Annotated in this window: 18 protein-coding genes; 7 read left to right on the forward strand and 11 right to left on the reverse strand. The window is 55.4% G+C overall.

Annotated elements, in window-relative coordinates:
- Positions 1 to 9 precede the first annotated feature (9 nt).
- Complete coding sequence (gene uvrA, locus ACX1CU_RS21580; protein WP_459400260.1) at positions 10 to 2,841, forward strand: excinuclease ABC subunit UvrA; 2,832 nt, start codon at positions 10 to 12, stop codon at positions 2,839 to 2,841.
- Positions 2,842 to 2,882: 41 nt separating this feature from the next.
- Here uvrA and ACX1CU_RS21585 read toward each other — a convergent pair whose 3' ends face one another.
- From ACX1CU_RS21585 to ACX1CU_RS21595, 3 genes are all read right to left on the reverse strand, one after another.
- Complete coding sequence (locus ACX1CU_RS21585) at positions 2,883 to 3,236, reverse strand: MmcQ/YjbR family DNA-binding protein (protein WP_459400261.1); 354 nt, start codon at positions 3,234 to 3,236, stop codon at positions 2,883 to 2,885.
- Between the two features lie 33 nt (positions 3,237 to 3,269).
- Complete coding sequence (locus tag ACX1CU_RS21590) at positions 3,270 to 4,463, reverse strand: amino acid aminotransferase (protein ID WP_459400262.1); 1,194 nt, start codon at positions 4,461 to 4,463, stop codon at positions 3,270 to 3,272.
- 88 nt (positions 4,464 to 4,551) lie between these two features.
- Entirely contained in the window at positions 4,552 to 5,019 is a 468-nt protein-coding gene (locus tag ACX1CU_RS21595; protein WP_459400263.1) for an Lrp/AsnC family transcriptional regulator, read from the reverse strand.
- A 208-nt stretch (positions 5,020 to 5,227) separates the two neighbouring features.
- Here ACX1CU_RS21595 and ACX1CU_RS21600 point away from each other — a divergent pair, with 208 nt between their 5' ends.
- Entirely contained in the window at positions 5,228 to 5,995 is a 768-nt protein-coding gene (locus ACX1CU_RS21600; protein WP_459400264.1) for a transporter substrate-binding domain-containing protein, read from the forward strand.
- A 61-nt stretch (positions 5,996 to 6,056) separates the two neighbouring features.
- Here the strand turns inward: ACX1CU_RS21600 and alr are convergent, their stop codons facing one another.
- Entirely contained in the window at positions 6,057 to 7,136 is a 1,080-nt protein-coding gene (gene alr / locus ACX1CU_RS21605) for an alanine racemase (RefSeq protein WP_459400265.1), read from the reverse strand.
- 17 nt (positions 7,137 to 7,153) lie between these two features.
- On the reverse strand, positions 7,154 to 8,566 hold the full coding sequence (dnaB, locus tag ACX1CU_RS21610) for a replicative DNA helicase (protein ID WP_459400266.1): 1,413 nt from the start codon (positions 8,564 to 8,566) through the stop codon (positions 7,154 to 7,156).
- Between the two features lie 178 nt (positions 8,567 to 8,744).
- Here dnaB and ACX1CU_RS21615 point away from each other — a divergent pair, with 178 nt between their 5' ends.
- On the forward strand, positions 8,745 to 9,734 hold the full coding sequence (locus tag ACX1CU_RS21615) for an NADPH:quinone reductase (protein ID WP_459400267.1): 990 nt from the start codon (positions 8,745 to 8,747) through the stop codon (positions 9,732 to 9,734).
- Between the two features lie 296 nt (positions 9,735 to 10,030).
- On the opposite strand, the gene pspG is transcribed toward ACX1CU_RS21615, so the two are convergent.
- Together pspG and dusA are read right to left on the reverse strand one after the other, a co-directional pair.
- The gene (gene pspG / locus ACX1CU_RS21620; RefSeq protein WP_037403994.1) at positions 10,031 to 10,249 is read right to left on the reverse strand and encodes an envelope stress response protein PspG; all 219 of its coding nucleotides are present in this window, start codon (positions 10,247 to 10,249) and stop codon (positions 10,031 to 10,033) included.
- A gap of 222 nt (positions 10,250 to 10,471) precedes the next feature.
- A complete protein-coding gene (gene dusA, locus ACX1CU_RS21625) occupies positions 10,472 to 11,482 on the reverse strand; it encodes a tRNA dihydrouridine(20/20a) synthase DusA (protein ID WP_459400268.1) in 1,011 nt (336 codons plus the stop codon).
- Positions 11,483 to 11,676: 194 nt separating this feature from the next.
- On the opposite strand from dusA, the gene ACX1CU_RS21630 reads away from it, so the two are divergent.
- From ACX1CU_RS21630 to ACX1CU_RS21640, 3 genes are read left to right on the forward strand one after another with little or no spacing between them, the layout of a single operon-like run.
- Positions 11,677 to 12,204 carry a tetratricopeptide repeat protein gene (locus ACX1CU_RS21630; RefSeq protein ID WP_459400269.1) on the forward strand — a complete coding sequence of 176 codons (528 nt, stop codon included), beginning with the start codon at positions 11,677 to 11,679 and terminating at the stop codon, positions 12,202 to 12,204.
- Positions 12,205 to 12,240: 36 nt separating this feature from the next.
- Positions 12,241 to 12,741, forward strand: coding sequence for an RNA polymerase sigma factor (locus ACX1CU_RS21635; protein ID WP_459402880.1), 501 nt, complete (start codon positions 12,241 to 12,243; stop codon positions 12,739 to 12,741).
- Entirely contained in the window at positions 12,738 to 13,493 is a 756-nt protein-coding gene (locus tag ACX1CU_RS21640; RefSeq protein ID WP_459400270.1) for an anti-sigma factor family protein, read from the forward strand. The genes ACX1CU_RS21635 and ACX1CU_RS21640 overlap by 4 nt, the downstream gene beginning before the upstream one ends.
- Before the next feature lie 5 nt (positions 13,494 to 13,498).
- Here ACX1CU_RS21640 and ACX1CU_RS21645 read toward each other — a convergent pair whose 3' ends face one another.
- A complete protein-coding gene (locus ACX1CU_RS21645; protein ID WP_459400271.1) occupies positions 13,499 to 14,071 on the reverse strand; it encodes a sugar O-acetyltransferase in 573 nt (190 codons plus the stop codon).
- A gap of 255 nt (positions 14,072 to 14,326) precedes the next feature.
- On the opposite strand from ACX1CU_RS21645, the gene zur reads away from it, so the two are divergent.
- The gene (gene zur / locus ACX1CU_RS21650) at positions 14,327 to 14,836 is read left to right on the forward strand and encodes a zinc uptake transcriptional repressor Zur (protein ID WP_459400272.1); all 510 of its coding nucleotides are present in this window, start codon (positions 14,327 to 14,329) and stop codon (positions 14,834 to 14,836) included.
- A 46-nt stretch (positions 14,837 to 14,882) separates the two neighbouring features.
- Here zur and dinF read toward each other — a convergent pair whose 3' ends face one another.
- The 3 genes from dinF to ACX1CU_RS21665 all read right to left on the reverse strand — a co-directional run bounded on the left by dinF (position 14,883) and on the right by ACX1CU_RS21665 (position 17,444).
- The gene (gene dinF, locus ACX1CU_RS21655; RefSeq protein ID WP_459400273.1) at positions 14,883 to 16,229 is read right to left on the reverse strand and encodes an MATE family efflux transporter DinF; all 1,347 of its coding nucleotides are present in this window, start codon (positions 16,227 to 16,229) and stop codon (positions 14,883 to 14,885) included.
- 110 nt (positions 16,230 to 16,339) lie between these two features.
- Positions 16,340 to 16,948 carry a transcriptional repressor LexA gene (lexA, locus tag ACX1CU_RS21660; RefSeq protein WP_459400274.1) on the reverse strand — a complete coding sequence of 203 codons (609 nt, stop codon included), beginning with the start codon at positions 16,946 to 16,948 and terminating at the stop codon, positions 16,340 to 16,342.
- A 127-nt stretch (positions 16,949 to 17,075) separates the two neighbouring features.
- Positions 17,076 to 17,444: a diacylglycerol kinase gene (locus ACX1CU_RS21665; RefSeq protein WP_459400275.1), complete on the reverse strand. Its 369-nt coding sequence runs from the start codon at positions 17,442 to 17,444 to the stop codon at positions 17,076 to 17,078.
- Positions 17,445 to 17,569 lie beyond the last annotated feature (125 nt).

Consider the following 17,569-nt stretch of genomic DNA (forward strand, 5'->3'; position numbering starts at 1 on the left):
GAAGTGTAAATGGACAATATTGAAGTTCGTGGTGCTCGAACCCATAATCTCAAAAACATTAACCTGACTATCCCGCGCGACAAGCTGATTGTCGTCACCGGTCTGTCGGGTTCCGGCAAATCTTCACTGGCTTTTGATACGCTGTATGCCGAAGGGCAGCGGCGTTACGTCGAGTCGCTTTCCGCCTACGCACGCCAGTTTCTTTCGCTGATGGAAAAACCGGACGTCGACCATATTGAAGGTCTGTCACCGGCGATCTCCATTGAGCAGAAATCTACCTCGCACAACCCGCGTTCCACCGTCGGGACCATTACCGAGATCCACGATTACCTGCGCCTGCTGTTTGCCCGCGTCGGCGAACCACGCTGCCCGGATCATCACGTTCCGCTAGCGGCGCAGACGGTCAGCCAGATGGTGGATAACGTGCTCAACCAGCCAGAAGGCAAACGCCTGATGCTGCTGGCTCCGGTGGTGAAAGATCGTAAGGGCGAGCACACCAAAACGCTGGAAAACCTGGCGACTCAAGGTTACATCCGCGCGCGTATCGACGGCGAAGTGTGCGATCTCTCCGATCCTCCCAAGCTGGAACTGCAAAAAAAGCACACCATTGAAGTGGTGGTGGATCGTTTCAAGGTGCGTGACGATCTGGCACAGCGCCTGGCAGAGTCGTTTGAAACCGCGCTGGAGCTTTCCGGTGGCACAGCGGTAGTGGCCGATATGGACGACGCCAAAGCCGAAGAGCTGCTGTTTTCCGCCAACTTCGCCTGCCCGATCTGCGGCTACAGCATGCGCGAGCTGGAACCGCGCCTGTTCTCGTTCAACAACCCGGCGGGTGCCTGCCCAACCTGTGACGGGCTGGGCGTACAGCAGTTCTTCGATACGGAACGCGTCGTGCAGAACCCCGAGCTTTCGCTGGCTGGCGGTGCGATCCGTGGCTGGGATCGCCGCAACTTCTATTACTTCCAGATGCTGCGCTCGCTGGCGGAGCATTACCAATTCGACGTGGAAGCGCCATTCAACAGCCTGGATGCCAGCGTACAGAAAGCGGTGCTCAGCGGTTCCGGCAAAGAAACCATCGAATTCAAATACATCAACGATCGCGGTGACACCACCGTGCGCCGCCATCCGTTTGAAGGCGTGCTGCACAATATGGAACGCCGCTATAAAGAAACCGAGTCCAGCGCGGTGCGCGAAGAGCTGGCGAAGTTTATCAGCAATCGCCCTTGCACCTCGTGCAGCGGTACCCGCCTGCGCGAAGAAGCCCGTAACGTATTCGTGGAAGACACCACCCTGCCGCAGATCTCCGATCTCAGCATCGGCCATGCGATGACCTTCTTCCAGAATATGAAGCTGAGCGGCCAGCGCGCCAAGATCGCCGAGAAGATCTTGAAAGAGATTGGCGATCGCCTGAAGTTCCTGGTCAACGTCGGGCTGAACTACCTGTCACTGTCACGCTCGGCTGAAACGCTGTCCGGCGGTGAAGCACAGCGTATCCGCCTGGCCAGCCAGATCGGCGCGGGCCTGGTGGGCGTGATGTACGTGCTGGATGAGCCTTCCATCGGCCTGCATCAGCGCGATAACGAACGCCTACTGGAAACCCTGATCCACTTGCGTAACCTGGGTAACACGGTGATTGTGGTTGAACACGACGAAGATGCGATCCGCGCCGCAGACCATGTGATCGATATCGGCCCTGGTGCCGGTGTGCACGGCGGCCATGTGGTAGCAGAAGGCACCGTTGACGACATTATGGCCGAGCCAGGATCGCTGACCGGCCAGTTCCTCAGCGGCAAGCGTGAGATTGCTATCCCGGCAGAACGCGTTCCTGCGGATCCGACCAAGGTATTGAAACTGAGCGGTGCGCGCGGTAACAACCTGAAAGACGTCACGCTGACGCTGCCTGTTGGGCTGTTTACCTGCATCACCGGGGTTTCCGGCTCCGGTAAATCCACGCTGATCAACGACACCCTGTTCCCGATCGCTCAGCGCCAGCTGAATGGTGCCACCATTGCCGAACCGGCTCCTTACCGCGAAGTCACCGGGCTGGAGCATTTCGATAAGGTGATCGACATCGATCAGAGCCCGATTGGCCGTACGCCACGTTCTAACCCAGCGACCTACACCGGCATCTTTACGCCGGTGCGTGAGCTGTTTGCGGGCGTGCCAGAATCGCGCACCCGTGGTTATACGCCGGGCCGCTTCAGCTTTAACGTGAAAGGCGGCCGCTGCGAAGCTTGCCAGGGCGATGGCGTGATCAAGGTAGAAATGCACTTCCTGCCGGATATCTACGTGCCTTGCGATCAATGCAGAGGCAAGCGCTACAACCGCGAAACGCTGGAAGTGAAGTACAAGGGCAAAAGCATTCACGAAGTGCTGGAAATGACCATTGAAGAAGCTCGTGATTTCTTCGATGCAGTGCCAGCGCTGGCGCGCAAGCTGCAAACGCTGATGGATGTAGGGCTGTCTTACATTCGCCTCGGCCAGTCGGCCACCACCCTTTCCGGCGGCGAAGCGCAACGCGTGAAGCTGGCGCGTGAGCTGTCGAAACGTGGCACCGGCCAGACGCTGTATATCCTCGATGAACCCACCACCGGCCTGCACTTTGCGGATATCCAGCAGTTGCTGGCAGTTCTGCATCAGTTACGCGATCAGGGCAACACCATCGTGGTGATTGAGCACAACCTGGACGTGATTAAAACCGCAGATTGGATTGTCGATCTGGGGCCGGAAGGCGGCAGCGGCGGCGGTGAGATCCTGGTTTCCGGCACGCCAGAGACCGTCGCGAACTACAAAGAGTCGCATACCGCTCGCTTCCTGAAGCCAATGTTGGATAAAAAGTGATGGTTACCGCTCCTGTAGCAAGCAGGAGCGGTTTTTTACTCTCAGATACCCAGTTCCTGGCGCTTCTTATTGGTTAATCCGGCCACCACCAGTTGATATGAAATATCGATCAGTTGATAAAACTGTGAGTCCGGCAAGGCACCATCCAGATAGACGCTGTTCCAGTGCGCTTTATTCAAATAGTAACCGGGGATAATTTCCGCATGTTGCTCACGCAACTGCTCTGCCAGCTCTACGCCGCACTTTAACGAGATCACTGGCCGACCATAGGCTTCACCAAGGAGCGCAAACATTTTGTCACCGACTCTGAACCGATCGGCCTGCCAGTCACTCTGATAATCCTGTTCGCTGCACGGTTTGGCCAGGCAGTAATCCAGCAGCTGCTGTTTGTTCACGGTTATCTCCTCTGATAAAGCCCCAGATCTCATTTATTGCACGGCAGCAAACGCCTCAGCCACTTGGCGAACGTTATTATGGTTCAGCCCCGCCACACACATGCGGCCGCTGTGGATCAGATAAACGCCGAACTCTTCACGCAGGCGATCAACCTGTTCCGCAGTGAAACCGGTGTAGCTGAACATGCCACGCTGTTCCAACAGATAATCAAAGTTACGCTGCGGCAACGCGCTTTTCAGTGACTCCACCAGCACTTGGCGCATCTCAAGGATACGGGTACGCATGGTTTCCACTTCTGCCAGCCATTGCGCTTTCAATTGCGCATCATTCAGCACCTTGGCGACCACCTGCGCACCAAAGTTCGGCGGGCTGGAGTAGTTACGGCGCACGGTCGCTTTCAATTGGCCCAGCACGCGCTCGGCAGCTTCGCTGCTTTCACACACCACGGAAAGCCCGCCGACACGCTCACCGTACAGCGAGAAGATTTTCGAGAACGAGTTGCTCACCAGGCACGGCAAGCCCGCAGCAGCGATGGCGCGGATGGCATAAGCATCCTGATCGATGCCGCCACCGAAACCCTGATAGGCAATATCCAGGAACGGGATCAGATCACGCTCGGCAATCACTTTTACCACTTCATCCCATTGTGCCGCCGTGAGATCGGAACCGGTCGGGTTATGGCAGCAAGGGTGCAGCAGCGCGATGCTTTTGGCGGGCAGTTTTTTCAGCGCGTTCAGCATGGCATCAAACTTCACGCCCAGGCTTTCGCCGTCAAAGTACGGGTAAGTGTGGACCGTGAAACCGGCACCGCCAAAGATGGCGACGTGGTTTTCCCAGGTCGGATCGCTGACCCATACCTGCGAATCAGGGAAATAGCGCTTCAGGAAATCGGCACCCACTTTCAACGCGCCGGAACCGCCCACGGTCTGAATGGTGGCAATGCGCCCCTGCTGCAACATCGGGTGTTCGGCTCCGAACAGCAGTTGCTGGATCGCACTGCGGTAGGGTTGCAAGCCTTCCATCGGCAGATAGACCGATGCGCCGTGCTCTACGCTGTTGAGCTGCGCCTCTGCGGCGGCCACTGCCTGCATCTGTGGTATGATGCCCTGCTCGTTATAGTAAAGGCCGATGCTCAGGTTCACCTTGTGCGCACGGGGGTCTTTTTTGAATTTTTCCATCAGCGACAGGATCGGGTCACCGGCATAAGCATCAACATTCTGGAACACGGGTTGGTTCTCCTGATTTTAGGGGTTCGAGTTACAATATATACTCTTCGTCTTGCAAACTGCACTGTCGCTCTTAGCAGCCACCGTTTTATTTCGCCAACGGCAGTAAGCCATTTTCTTTGATGCGATTGAGCACCACTGCGGTTTTAATCCGCGCCACGCTGTTATGCCGCGAGAGCGTCTGGCTGATGAAATCACTGAGCGCAGGCAGATCGGCCACCGCCACTTTCAACAGATAGTCGGCATCGCCGGTGGTTTTATAAGCGTCAAGGATAGCATCCACGTCTTCCAACATCTGATGAAAGCTGTCGATCTGTTCCTGCGTGTGGGTCAGCAGGCTCACCTCAATCAGGCTCACCAACCCAAGCCCAACCGCTTCTGGAGCCAGCCGTGCGTGATAGCCCCTGATCAACTGTGCCTGCTCCAGGCTGATCCGCCGACGCGAACATTGCGAGGCCGAAAGCCCGACCAGTTCGCTCAGTTCCTGATTGGTCAGGCGGCCATTGGCCTGTAGCAGCGTCAGGATTTTCATATCAAAATCGTCAATGTTGTACATAACCACCTGTAAACTGTGTTAAGAAATGTTGACGTTACAGCCTATCAGTTTTTTTAGCGTTGAAACCATCGCCCCTAGTGGGTTGTGAGCTGCGCAGCAGCAAAGCCGAGATCTCCGCTCATCGATGGCATAAAAAACGGGTAAATTACGCAAACCAACAACAATCAACGGCTAAATAGTGCATAAAACCATTAATATAAGGATGTTTATGAAGAAAATACTCCCCTTCGCTTTGCTGGTTGCTACCGGGAGCGCCAGTGCTCAATCGCATCTGGATAAGGTGCTACAGCAAAAAACCCTCGACGTTTGCACCACCGGTGACTACAAGCCCTATACCTTCCTGAAGGAAGATGGCAGCTATGAAGGTATTGATATCGCCATGGCGGAGTCGCTGGCCAAGAGCCTGGATGCCAAAGTGAAATGGGTGAAAACCAGTTGGAAGACCCTAATGACTGATTTTGTCGCGGGCAAATGCGACATCGCCATGGGCGGCATCTCGGTGACGTTACCGCGCCAAAGACAGGTGTTTTTCGCCGAACGTCTGGATACCGATGGCAAGATCCCGCTGGTACGCTGTACCGACGTGAAGAAATATCGCACCGTTGAACAAATCAACAAGGCCTCGGTACGGTTGATCGAACCGGCTGGCGGCACCAACGAAGCCTTTGTCCGCGCTCATCTGCCGAAGGCCAACCTGACGCTGTCGCACGACAATATGGGGATTTTTCAGCAGTTGGTGGATCGCAAAGCCGACGTGATGATTACCGATGCCTCAGAAGCGCTGTATCAGCAGAAGCGCTACCCAAAACTCTGCGCGGTGAATCCGGACAAACCGATGCAGTACGGCGAGAAAGCTTACATGCTGCCGCGTGATGATATGAGCTGGAAGCTGTATGTGGATCAGTGGTTGCACTTGAGCAAAGCCACCGGCGAGTATCAGCAGATTATCGATCAGTGGCTGGCGGTGAAGAAGTAGTTGAGGTGAGTGCAGGCCCGTCCCCTTCTCTCTGTGAGAAAAGGGGGCTGGCAACTACGGATTACTCGCCGATATATTCCATCTCGACGCGCTGGGTGAGTTTAGTGATCAACTCATAGGCGCTGATGCCGCTACAGGCCGCAACCCGTTCAACCGGTAACGGGTTGCCCCACAGCACCACTTCGTCGCCCACTTTATCGGTGGCATCCGGCCCCAAATCCACCGAGACCATGTCCATCGATACGCGGCCAACGATCGGCACTTCACGGCCATTCAGCCAGACCGGTGTACCGGAAGGTGCACTGCGCGGATAGCCGTCGCCGTATCCAATGGCTACCACACCCAAACGGGTATCGCGCTCGCTCACCCAGATGCCGCCGTAACCCACCGGTTCACCGGCTTTATGCTCGCGTACCGCAATCAGGCTGGATTTCAGCGTCATCGCCGGTTGAAAACCAAAGTCAGCGGCACACGAGTTATCTATCGGCGAAGCGCCGTACAGAATGATGCCCGGCCGTACCCAGTCGCGATGTGCCTGCGGCCACAGCAGGATCCCGCCAGACGCGGCGATCGACTTCTGGCCCGGTTTATCATTGGCAAAACGCTCGAAACAGCTGATTTGCTTTGGTGTGGCATCAGACTGTGGCTCATCGGAACGGCTGAAGTGGCTCATGATATTGACCGGCTGCACCACATTGCGGCAGGCACACAGGCGTTGATAAAACGCCTCGGCATGCTCTGGGCGCACGCCCAGGCGATGCATACCGCTATCCAGCTTCATCCACACCGGCACCGGATGCGCCAGTTCGGCCTGCTCCAACGCTTCAAGCTGTTCAATACAGTGCACGGCGGTTTCGATGTTATTCGCCACCAGCACCGGTAAATCCTCGGCGCAGAAGAACCCTTCCAGCAGCAGGATCGGCTTGACGATACCGCCAGAACGCAGCATCAGGGCTTCGCCGATACGCGCTACGCCGTAGCAGTCGGCATCTTGCAGAGTGTGTGCTGTTTCCAGCAGGCCATGCCCATAAGCATTGGCTTTCACCACGGCAATCAGGCGGCTTTGCGGCGCCAGGCGGCGCACCTGTTGCAGATTATGGCGCAGAGCGCGGCGGTCAATAACCGCAGTTGCCGCTTTCATTGCAATTCCTTAGCTTATTATTCGTCATCATATTGTGGCCCCGCGTAGTTATCAAAACGCGACCACTGGCCGTTAAAGGTCAGGCGTACCGAGCCAATCGGGCCGTTACGCTGCTTACCCAGAATAATTTCAGCCACCCCTTTCAGATCGCTGTTCTCGTGATAAACCTCATCACGGTAGATGAACATAATCAGGTCAGCATCCTGTTCGATGGAGCCGGATTCACGCAGGTCGGAGTTAACCGGGCGTTTATCGGCGCGCTGCTCCAGGCTACGGTTCAACTGCGACAGCGCCACTACCGGCACCTGCAACTCTTTCGCCAGCGCTTTCAACGAACGAGAGATTTCGGCAATTTCCAACGTGCGGTTGTCGGACAATGCCGGTACGCGCATCAGTTGCAGGTAGTCGATCATGATCAGGCTTAGCCCGTCATGTTCGCGGAAAATACGCCGCGCGCGGGAGCGTACTTCGGTAGGCGTCAGGCCGGAGGAGTCATCAATATACATATTGCGCTTCTCCAGCAGGATCCCCATGGTGCTGGAAATCCGCGCCCAATCTTCGTCGTCGAGCTGACCGGTACGGATACGGGTTTGATCCACGCGCGACAGCGAAGCCAACATACGCATCATGATCTGGTTGCCGGGCATCTCGAGGCTGAAGATCAGCACCGGTTTATCCTGCGTCATCGCGGCATGTTCACACAGGTTCATCGCAAAGGTGGTTTTCCCCATCGACGGACGGGCGGCAACGATAATCAGGTCAGACTTTTGCAGACCGGCCGTTTTCTTATTGAGATCGTGATAGCCGGTGTCCACCCCGGTCACGCCGTCATGCGGCTGCTGGTAGAGCTGCTCAATGCGGGAAACGGTATCTTCCAGAATACGTTCAATGCCTTTCGGGCCTTCATCTTTGCTGGCCCGGTTTTCAGCGATCTGGAAAACGCGGGATTCGGCCAGATCGAGCAGATCTTCGCTGCTGCGCCCTTGCGGATCGTAACCGGCGTCGGCGATCTCGTTAGCCACGGAGATCATCTCACGCACCACCGCACGTTCACGCACGATGTCGGCATAAGCGCCGATGTTGGCAGCGCTTGGGGTGTTTTTCGACAGTTCCGCCAGATAAGCAAAACCACCCACCGACTCTAATTCACCCTTCTGCTCCAGCGACTCGGACAGGGTGATCAGATCGATCGGCCGGTTCATTTCCAGCAGGCGCTGCATCTCGGTAAAGATCAGGCGGTGCGGGCGGCTGAAGAAGTCATTGGAAACCACGCGTTCCGCCACGTTGTCCCAGCGTTCGTTATCCAGCATCAAACCGCCCAACACGGACTGTTCTGCCTCCAGCGAATGCGGTGGCATCTTCAGCCCTTCCATCTGGCGATCTCTGGGTTCGTTCGCGAATGTTTTGTTGGTTGGTTTTTTTCCTGCCATGAAGCGTATTCTTTATCCGGTGGCGAATGGAAGATCCTGACGCGAGAGTATACGTGATTTTCATCCATGATTCTTGCGCCATCACCATGGCAAAAAAGGATTAACTGCTGCGCTACAGGCTGGCTAGCCGATACGGTAAAGAGTAGGGTGGAGCCAAACATCTAGACGAGGTAATGACATGGCAAAGCGTATTCAATTCTCCGCCACCGGCGGCCCAGAAGTGTTGCAGTATGTTGATTTTACGCCTGTCGATCCGGCAGCGGGCGAAGTCCAGGTTGAGAACCGAGCCATCGGCATCAACTTTATCGATACCTACGTACGCAGCGGTTTATATCCACCGGCCACCTTGCCGAGCGGCCTAGGCACTGAAGCGGCCGGGGTGGTGCTCAAAGTCGGGGCGGGCGTCAGCGCGCTGAAACCGGGCGATCGCGTGGTTTATGCTCAGTCTGCACTCGGTGCTTACAGCGAGATCCACAACGTACCGCTGGAAAGGCTGGCGATCCTGCCGGATAACCTGAGTTTTGAACAAGGTGCCGCCGCTTTCCTCAAGGGCCTGACCGTGCACTATCTGCTGCGCCAGACCTATGAGGTCAAGCCCGGTGAGGTATTTCTGTTCCATGCCGCCGCCGGTGGCGTTGGGCTGATCGCCTGCCAGTGGGCCAAAGCCTTGGGTGCCAAGCTGATCGGCAGCGTCGGGTCTGATGAAAAGGCGGAGCTGGCCAAGCGCGCTGGAGCCTGGGCGACCATTAACTATCATCAGGAAAATATTGCCCAACGCGTAGCGGAACTGACCAACGGCGAGAAAGTCGGCGTGGTGTACGATTCCGTCGGTAAAAGCACCTGGCAGGATTCCCTGAACAGCCTGAAGCGTCGCGGATTGATGGTCAGCTTCGGTAATGCCTCCGGCCCGGTGACCGGGGTCGATCTGGGGCTGCTGAACCAGAAAGGTTCGCTGTATGTCACCCGCCCTTCGCTCTACGGCTATATCACCAACCGCCAGGAGTTGCAGTTCGCCAGTAATGAACTGTTCTCACTGATCGGCAGCGGCGCGATCAAGATCGAGGTGAAGGAGGAGCAAAAATTTGCGCTGGCGGAAGCGCAGAAGGCTCACCAAGTGCTGGAAAGCCGCAAAACCAGCGGTTCTTGCCTGTTGATCCCAGGGCGTTAAGCAAAAGAAAAGGGTTCCGCGAGGAACCCTTTCTTGTTACTGCATTTTGTAGGGGTAGAGCAGAGTCCACAAGAAACACGGGGGGTTGCTTAAGCAACACTATTATTGTCTCTCGCGGTGATGAAATCATCGGCATCACTGCTGTTGGGAAGTATCCTAACAGCCGCTGAAAATAAAACATACGCTTAACGTGCCGTATTCATCTCTAAAACATCAAGGTGTGATCTCTGCCGCATCGCGTAAGCAAACTGTGATGTAATTTTCAGTGTGACAGTCTGATAAATCAGCAAAAAATGTTAATAGCGGCGTATCTGCGGTTTCTGCATTGAACGGTATATCCACACGCCAATCACCGCCAAAATCAGCCACGGCAGCAGTTTAATCACCATAGCGAACAACCCGCCCAACAGCATAAAGGCCGCAGCCACGAATAGCGCAGCGATGACGCCCAGCAGAGAAATACCGGTGACCAGCAGCATGACCACAAAACCAATAATAAAGAAGAGTTCTAACATGAGTGGCTCCTTGGCAAAACAATGTGTCTATCCCCGTCATACTTCAAGTTGTAGGTGCGTTGGCTTTCCTGCAACTCGAATTATTTAGGGCATACGTTGTTCTTTACAAGAAGCATGCCAACTTGGCAGGAAATTTAACCTATTGAAATACGGTGAAAAGAGTGCCAGCGCCTCTGGCACTCTTAGTCAAAAAGACCAAGTTTTAGTCAAATAAATTAATAATTATGCCACTTCGGCGCGTGGCGAACGCACCAAGCTCAGTGCCTGCTCGACAACCCGTGCATCAGCGCCCGGTTTATGGGCGTTTTCACTTAGATGACGACGCCACTGGCGCGCCCCCGGTACCCCCTGGAACAGGCCCAGAATATGGCGGGTGATATGACCAAGATACGTCCCGTTGGCCAGTTCACGTTCGATGTACGGATACAGCGATTCGATAATCTCCACGCTGCTGAGCACACCGGCCGGGGAGCCAAAAATTTCGCTGTCGACACGCGCCAGAATACCCGGATTCTGATAAGCCTCACGGCCCATCATCACGCCATCCAGATGCTGCAAATGCTGCTGCGCTTCTTCCAGCGTTTTCACCCCGCCGTTAATCGCGATAGTGAGCTGTGGGAAATCACGCTTTAGCTGATAGACACGCGGATAGTCCAGCGGCGGCACTTCGCGGTTCTCCTTCGGGCTAAGCCCGGAAAGCCAGGCTTTGCGCGCATGAATGGTGAACATATCGCATTCACCACGCCCGGCAACCGTGCCGATAAAATCACACAGGAAGGCATAGCTGTCCTGATCGTCGATGCCGATGCGGGTTTTCACCGTCACCGGGATCGAAACCACATCGCGCATCGCCTTGATGCAGTCGGCGACCAGCGCCGCCTGCCCCATCAGGCAGGCACCAAACATGCCGTTCTGCACCCGATCGGACGGGCAACCGACGTTGAGGTTGATCTCATCATAACCACGCTGCTCCGCCAGCTTGGCGCAGTGCGCCAGCGCCGCCGGATCGCTGCCGCCCAGTTGCAACGCCACAGGATGCTCTTCTTCGCTGTAGGCCAGATAGTCACCTTTGCCATGGATAATCGCGCCGGTGGTCACCATCTCGGTGTACAGCAGCGTTTCCTTGGTCAGTAGGCGGTGAAAATAACGGCAATGACGATCGGTCCAGTCGAGCATTGGCGCGATGGAGAAACGATTGGCGGCGTATTGAGAGGCGTGGTTATCTGTCGTCATGCTGAATTACTGGCTACCTGAAATGTCTGGAGTTCAACAACCGGCGGTCTGTGCCAGTGTCGCAAACGGCTATTATAACGGCAATCGACGGTCTTGGGAAAACTGCCTAAAAAGAAATGAATAAATAGGCGTTCACAGGTGTTCTCTACTCAATGGCGTAACCCAGAACGCCTTACCCCACCGAGGAACACACCATGAACCGTTTCATCAAAAACCTGTTGCTGCCTGCCATCGCCAGCACCCTGTTGTTTTCTGGTTTTACCCATGCCATGGGCGACAACAGCCAGAGCACGCCAACCTGCCCGAAAGGCCAAATCTACGACAGTAAAACCAAAACCTGCACGGTGGAAAAAAGCAGCATGCTTAGCGACGGCGATCGAACTAACTATGCCTACATGCTGGCGAAAAGTGGCCGCTATCAGGAGACCCTTGATGTCCTCAACACGTTACAGGATCCCAACACCGCCGTAGCGCTGAATTATCGTGGTTATGCCACCCGCAAACTCGGCCGCACCGATGAAGGTATCAGCTACTATTTAAAATCAGTGGCATTGGATCCGAACTACCCGAAAGTCCGCGAATATCTGGGTGAAGCCTACATGATTAAAGGCCGCCCGGATCTGGCCAAACAGCAACTGACCGTGATCAAATCACTGTGCGGAACCGGATGTGAAGAGTATCGCGATCTGGCAGCGGCTATCGACCATCACCCTGAATCATGAGGTTGCACCCTGGAGGCCGCTATCAGCAACGACGCGATTCGCAACGATATCGGGCAATACCTTTCCCGCCTGTGGCGCTATGGCCTGGTGCTTTGCCACCGGCGGGATATTGCCGACGATTTGGTTCAGGCCACCTGCGTGCGGGCGCTTGAGCGTGCCGCACAGTTTACCGTGGGTACGCGCATGGATCGCTGGTTGTTCTCGATCCTGCACTCCATCTGGCTCAATGAAATGCGGGCGCAGCATATTCGCCAGGGGCAAGGTTTTGTGGATGTGGAGGAACTTGCTGATTCGGCTAGCAACGACGACCCGATCTGGGCCAATCAGGTGATGCAGCGCGTTAATCGGCTGCCGGAAGCCCAGCGCAATACGGTCTTTCTGGTGTATGTAGAGGAGCTTTCCTACCGGGAAGCGGCAGAAGTGCTTGGCGTGCCAATCGGCACCATCATGAGCCGCCTGGCAGCCGCGCGTCTGAGGCTGGCGAACGACAGTGGGTTGCAAAACACACCCGTGCGGTCAAAAGGAGAAAAATCATGAGCGCTCATCGCGATATTGACGAACTGCTGGTCGCTTATCTGGATGACCAGTTGGAGCGCTCACAACGACATCACCTGGAACAACGGCTCACCAGAGAACCGGAGCTGGCCGCTCGTCTGGCCTTTCTGGCTGGCAGTAATCTGCCGTTCAAAGCCGCTTTTCAGCCACTGCTCGACGAAGCGCCGAAAAAACGGCTACAGGCAGGCCTGCAAACTCTCTTGCAACCTGCATCACCCAGGATCACCCGCCGCAGGCTGATTGCAGCAGCGATGGGTTTACTGGCTTTAGGAGTAGCAGGCGACCGCGCCTTCCTGCGGTTCAACCCACCGGAAGAGAACTGGCGCGGCCTAGTGGCGCAATATATGGCGCTGTATACGCCAGAAACACTGGCTGACAATTCCCTTTCCCCTCAGGAGCTCGCCGTTCAGTTGCAACATACCGGCGAACAGCTCGGCATCACCTTACTGTCACAGCAGTTGGCATTGCCAGGAGCGACGCTGAAAAATGCCCGGGTCTTGGCCTACGATGGCAAGCGCATCGCTCAACTGACCTATCTTGATGAACAATATGGGCCACTGGCATTGTGCATTATTCAACAACCCGGTGAAGATGCGCCAGAGAATGAACAGCGCATGGGAATGAACCTGGTGTACTGGTCTGGCGGCGATCACAGCTTTATGTTGATTGGCCATAATCCGCCCCAACAGATGAGCACGCTTGCCGATCAATTACGGCAAGCGCTCACAAGCTAAAACGGTTATTCCAACTCGCGGACCACCCGGCACGGTTGCCCCAGCGCCAATACGTTAGCCGGGATATCCCCGGTAACCACGCTGCCTGCGCCAATAGTCGTGCCATCGCCGATAGTTACGCCCGGCAGGATCACCACGTTCCCGCCAATCCAGACGTTACTGCCGATAACCACCGGTTTGGCCGAGGTTTGAAATGGGAAATCAGGATTGCCGCTAAAGCGTTCGCTGGCCTTGAGCGGATGGCTTGGCGTATAGATTTGCGCGTTCGGGCCGATCAGCGTGTTATCGCCAATGGTAATGGTATTGCAGTCGAGAAACACCGCATTAACGTTGATGAAGCAGTTTTTACCGATGCTGATATGCTGGCCGTAATCACACCAGAATGGCAGCTCGATCCAGCTTTCATCTCCCCAAGCAGCAAACAGTTCACGCAGCAGGCTTTTCTTCTCTTCCGCCTGATGCGAATCCAACGCAGCAAGCTGTTTGGTAAGGCCGCGCGCCCGGTGATACAGTGCGATCAGCTCTTCATCACGGCTGTTATAAACTTCGCCGCGCAGCAATTTCTCTCTTTCTGTCATGCTAAAGCTCCTGAGAAGCATCGTTCTTGCTGCGCGTTATACCGCTACCCCGCGCCAGAACCTACCCCAGAAAGCAGTAAAAGTGACCTATTCAGGTACAACTGCGATAAATCGTGATCTGTTTCTCATTTCAAGCCATACCAACGCCCGCATGCTGTCGGCTAGTAACGCATTATGTGGGGAAAAGGGCACAACCCTCGGCGATTCCACTGAAACATGTTAAAATCAGCTTCTTTGCGCACCGGAATATCTGCTATGAACTCAACCAACCAGGAAAAGCTGCTCGCGCAGGCTGAACGACTCTGTCAGCAGCGTAACGTGCGACTGACCCCACAACGGCTGGAAGTGTTACGCCTGATGGCGGAGCAACCCGGTGCCATCAGCGCCTACGATCTGCTCGATTTGCTGCGCGTCGCCGAACCCCAGGCTAAGCCCCCCACGGTGTATCGTGCGCTGGATTTTTTGTTGGAACAGGGATTTATCCACCGCGTCGAATCGGCTAACAGCTATGTGCTGTGCCATCACTTCGAACAGCCGATGCACACCTCTGCGCTGTTTATCTGCGATCGCTGCGGGCAGGTAACCGAGCGCACGACGGAAGGCGTGGAAGAAATGTTGCAGAAATTGGCAACAGAATCAGGATTTGCGCTGCGCCACAGCGTGGTTGAAGCCCACGGTCTGTGTTCTGCCTGCGTTGAGGTTGAAGCATGCGAAAACAAACAGGATTGCGATCATGACCACAGTATTGTGATCAAGAAGAAATAAGCGGTGCGGTAGCAATGCCGCAACGTAGCGCCGCGCTCATCTGTTTTCAGACGTTATGATTAGCCGGAAACCAGGTGCCGCGCACTTGATGGCGGTGCCAAATCCAACCCAGTGCCAACCCCCGCAAGGCCAGAAACACCATCAGAGCTAACCATAAACCGTGGTTGCCCAACAACGGCAGCGTAAATAAAGTCAATCCATAACCGACAGCGGCCACCGCCATGCTATTGCGCATTTCTGCCCCGCGAGTCGCACCGATAAACATGCCGTCCAGCAGATAACACCAGACACCCACCAAAGGCAGCACCACCTGCCAAGGCAGGTAATGGTTCGCCAAAGCTCGTAATTCGGGCAGCGAGGTTAACGCTGCCACGATGTGCTGCCCGGCAAGCACATAAATCATGGCAAAACCGAACGCCACCAGGCACGCCTGCCTGCAAGCCGCACGCCATACTTTATGCAGTTGGCGATCGTCCCGCGCTCCGTAGGCGTGGCCAGAATGTGCCTCAACCGCATAGGCAAAACCATCTAAAGCGTAAGCAGTGAACGTCAGCAGATTCATCAGCACCGCGTTCACCGCCACGATTTCACCCCCCATGCGCGCCCCCAGAATAGTCAGCGAGGCAAAGCACAGTTGCAGCAATAACGAGCGCAGCATGATGTCACGGTTAAGCGCCAGCAAACGGCGCAGATTACCGCGCCAGGCGTTGTGCAGCATCGCCAGAGTAATCCCGCGCATCCGCAGCACCCGCCACGACAGCCACAGACCCAGCAACAGCGTGGCATACTCGGCAATCGCCGTTGCGGCTGCGGCCCCCTGCACATTCCAGCCCAAGCCCATCACCAGCCAGATATCCAGCACAATATTCAGCAGGTTACCGACGATCAGCAAGATCACCGGTGCCCGCACGTACTGCACACCCAACAGCCAGCCGAGCAGTACCATGTTGGCCAATGCCGCTGGCGCGCTCAACCAGCGGATCTCCAGAAACAACCGCGCCTGTGCCAAGACTTCTTTATCGCCCCCGACAATCTGCAAGGCCAGTGCGATCAGCGGCGCTCGCAGCAGCACAATCGCCACCCCGGCCACCAGCGCCAACAGCAGCGGTTGCATAAAAGCCCTAGCCAGCCGTTGCGGATCCTGCGCGCCCAACGCCTGCGCCGCCAGCCCGGTGGTGCTCATACGCAGGAACAGCAGCAACATGAACAGGAAGCTGGTCGCCATTGAGCCCACGGCAACCCCACCGAGATAAGTCGGGCTATCGAGATGGCCGATAACGGCGGTATCCACCAGGCCAAGCAAGGGAACAGTGATATTGGAAAAGATCATCGGCAACGCCAGGCGCCACAACGCTTTATCGGTGTCGCTGGTAAAAGCAGAAATCAGGCGCATAGTGAAATGTTCCCGTGGCAGTGCGGTGAAGATAGTTTAGAAAAGGTATCGCCCCAGAGTTGGGGCGATATAATTCTTATTAATTGAAATATCAATCAGGGGTATAACGCTTAGATCCAATCACCGTTGCGGATCACACCGACGGCTAAGCCTTCGATAGTGAAATTCTGCTCGCGCAGATCGACCACAATCGGCTGAAACTCACTGTTTTCCGGCAGCAGCTCAACCATGTTGCCATGCTTTTTCAGGCGTTTAACCGTCACTTCATCTTCGATACGTGCTACCACTACCTGGCCGTTACGCACGTCCTGAGTTTTATGCACCGCCAGCAGATCGCCGTCGAGGATACCGATATCACGCATCGACATACCGTTAACACGCAGCAGGAAATCAGCGTTAGGTTTGAACAAAGAAGGATCGACTTTGTAGTGCCCTTCAATGTGTTGCTCGGCCAGCAAAGGTTCACCGGCAGCAACGCGGCCAACCAGAGGTAACCCTTCTTCATCTTCCATCAGCAGACGGATACCGCGCGAAGCACCGGAGATGATTTCGATCACCCCTTTGCGGGCCAACGCTTTCAAATGCTCTTCGGCGGCATTAGGCGAACGGAATCCCAAACGCATGGCGATCTCGGCACGTGTTGGTGGCATACCCGTTTGCGCAATATGATCGCGAATCAGGTCGTAGACCTCTTGCTGTCTGGTAGTTAATGCTTTCATTCCGCCCCCTGTTTGTTTATACAGTCTTGCTGTGAGTATATACAGGTAAGCCGGGATTGGGAACCGAAGAATAAATAAAAATCAGGGATTAGCGAAGCAGTTCGCAACATTACGCCCCTTTTCAAGGTCAACTGAAATGCTGCCACAGCACCGAACCCCAGACGAACAGCGCCAGCATAATCGTCAACGAAACCGCCGCCGACCCCATGTCTTTTGCCCGACCAGACAGTTCATGGTAATCCGTCCCCACACGATCGACGATGGCCTCGATCGCGCTGTTGAGGATTTCGACAATCATCACCAGCAGTACCGAGCCAATCAATAAAATGCGCGCTATCGCACCCACATCCAGCCAAATCGCCAGTATGATAGCCACTATGACCGCGACCGATTCCTGACGGAATGCGGCTTCGTTCTGCCAGGCTGCGGTTAAGCCTTTATATGAATAGCCTGCCGCCTTAATGATGCGTGTCAGGCCCGTTGCTTTATTTGCCATGTAAGAGCACCTTTCTCTAAGGTGAGTCATAATTTACCTATGTGTTTCCAGAGCCGTTAACGGCCTTGGAATTCCCAACACCACAGATCTGCTACCTGGTTTCTGGTATGCTTGCGGCGCATTGC

The sequence above is a fragment of the Serratia sp. D1N4 genome (genome assembly GCF_054552755.1).

Bases quoted from the DNA above. Each gene is read 5' to 3' on its own strand.
- ACX1CU_RS21630 (WP_459400269.1), top strand. From the start codon at position 11,677: ATGAACCGTTTCATCAAAAACCTGTTGCTGCCTGCCATCGCCAGCACC.
- uvrA (WP_459400260.1), top strand. From the start codon at position 10: ATGGACAATATTGAAGTTCGTGGTGCTCGAACCCATAATCTCAAAAAC.
- ACX1CU_RS21640 (WP_459400270.1), top strand. From the start codon at position 12,738: ATGAGCGCTCATCGCGATATTGACGAACTGCTGGTCGCTTATCTGGAT.
- ACX1CU_RS21600 (WP_459400264.1), top strand. From the start codon at position 5,228: ATGAAGAAAATACTCCCCTTCGCTTTGCTGGTTGCTACCGGGAGCGCC.
- dinF (WP_459400273.1), bottom strand. From the start codon at position 16,229: ATGCGCCTGATTTCTGCTTTTACCAGCGACACCGATAAAGCGTTGTGG.
- lexA (WP_459400274.1), bottom strand. From the start codon at position 16,948: ATGAAAGCATTAACTACCAGACAGCAAGAGGTCTACGACCTGATTCGC.
- zur (WP_459400272.1), top strand. From the start codon at position 14,327: ATGAACTCAACCAACCAGGAAAAGCTGCTCGCGCAGGCTGAACGACTC.
- ACX1CU_RS21645 (WP_459400271.1), bottom strand. From the start codon at position 14,071: ATGACAGAAAGAGAGAAATTGCTGCGCGGCGAAGTTTATAACAGCCGT.
- alr (WP_459400265.1), bottom strand. From the start codon at position 7,136: ATGAAAGCGGCAACTGCGGTTATTGACCGCCGCGCTCTGCGCCATAAT.
- dnaB (WP_459400266.1), bottom strand. From the start codon at position 8,566: ATGGCAGGAAAAAAACCAACCAACAAAACATTCGCGAACGAACCCAGA.
- ACX1CU_RS21665 (WP_459400275.1), bottom strand. From the start codon at position 17,444: ATGGCAAATAAAGCAACGGGCCTGACACGCATCATTAAGGCGGCAGGC.
- ACX1CU_RS21615 (WP_459400267.1), top strand. From the start codon at position 8,745: ATGGCAAAGCGTATTCAATTCTCCGCCACCGGCGGCCCAGAAGTGTTG.
- ACX1CU_RS21595 (WP_459400263.1), bottom strand. From the start codon at position 5,019: ATGTACAACATTGACGATTTTGATATGAAAATCCTGACGCTGCTACAG.
- dusA (WP_459400268.1), bottom strand. From the start codon at position 11,482: ATGACGACAGATAACCACGCCTCTCAATACGCCGCCAATCGTTTCTCC.
- pspG (WP_037403994.1), bottom strand. From the start codon at position 10,249: ATGTTAGAACTCTTCTTTATTATTGGTTTTGTGGTCATGCTGCTGGTC.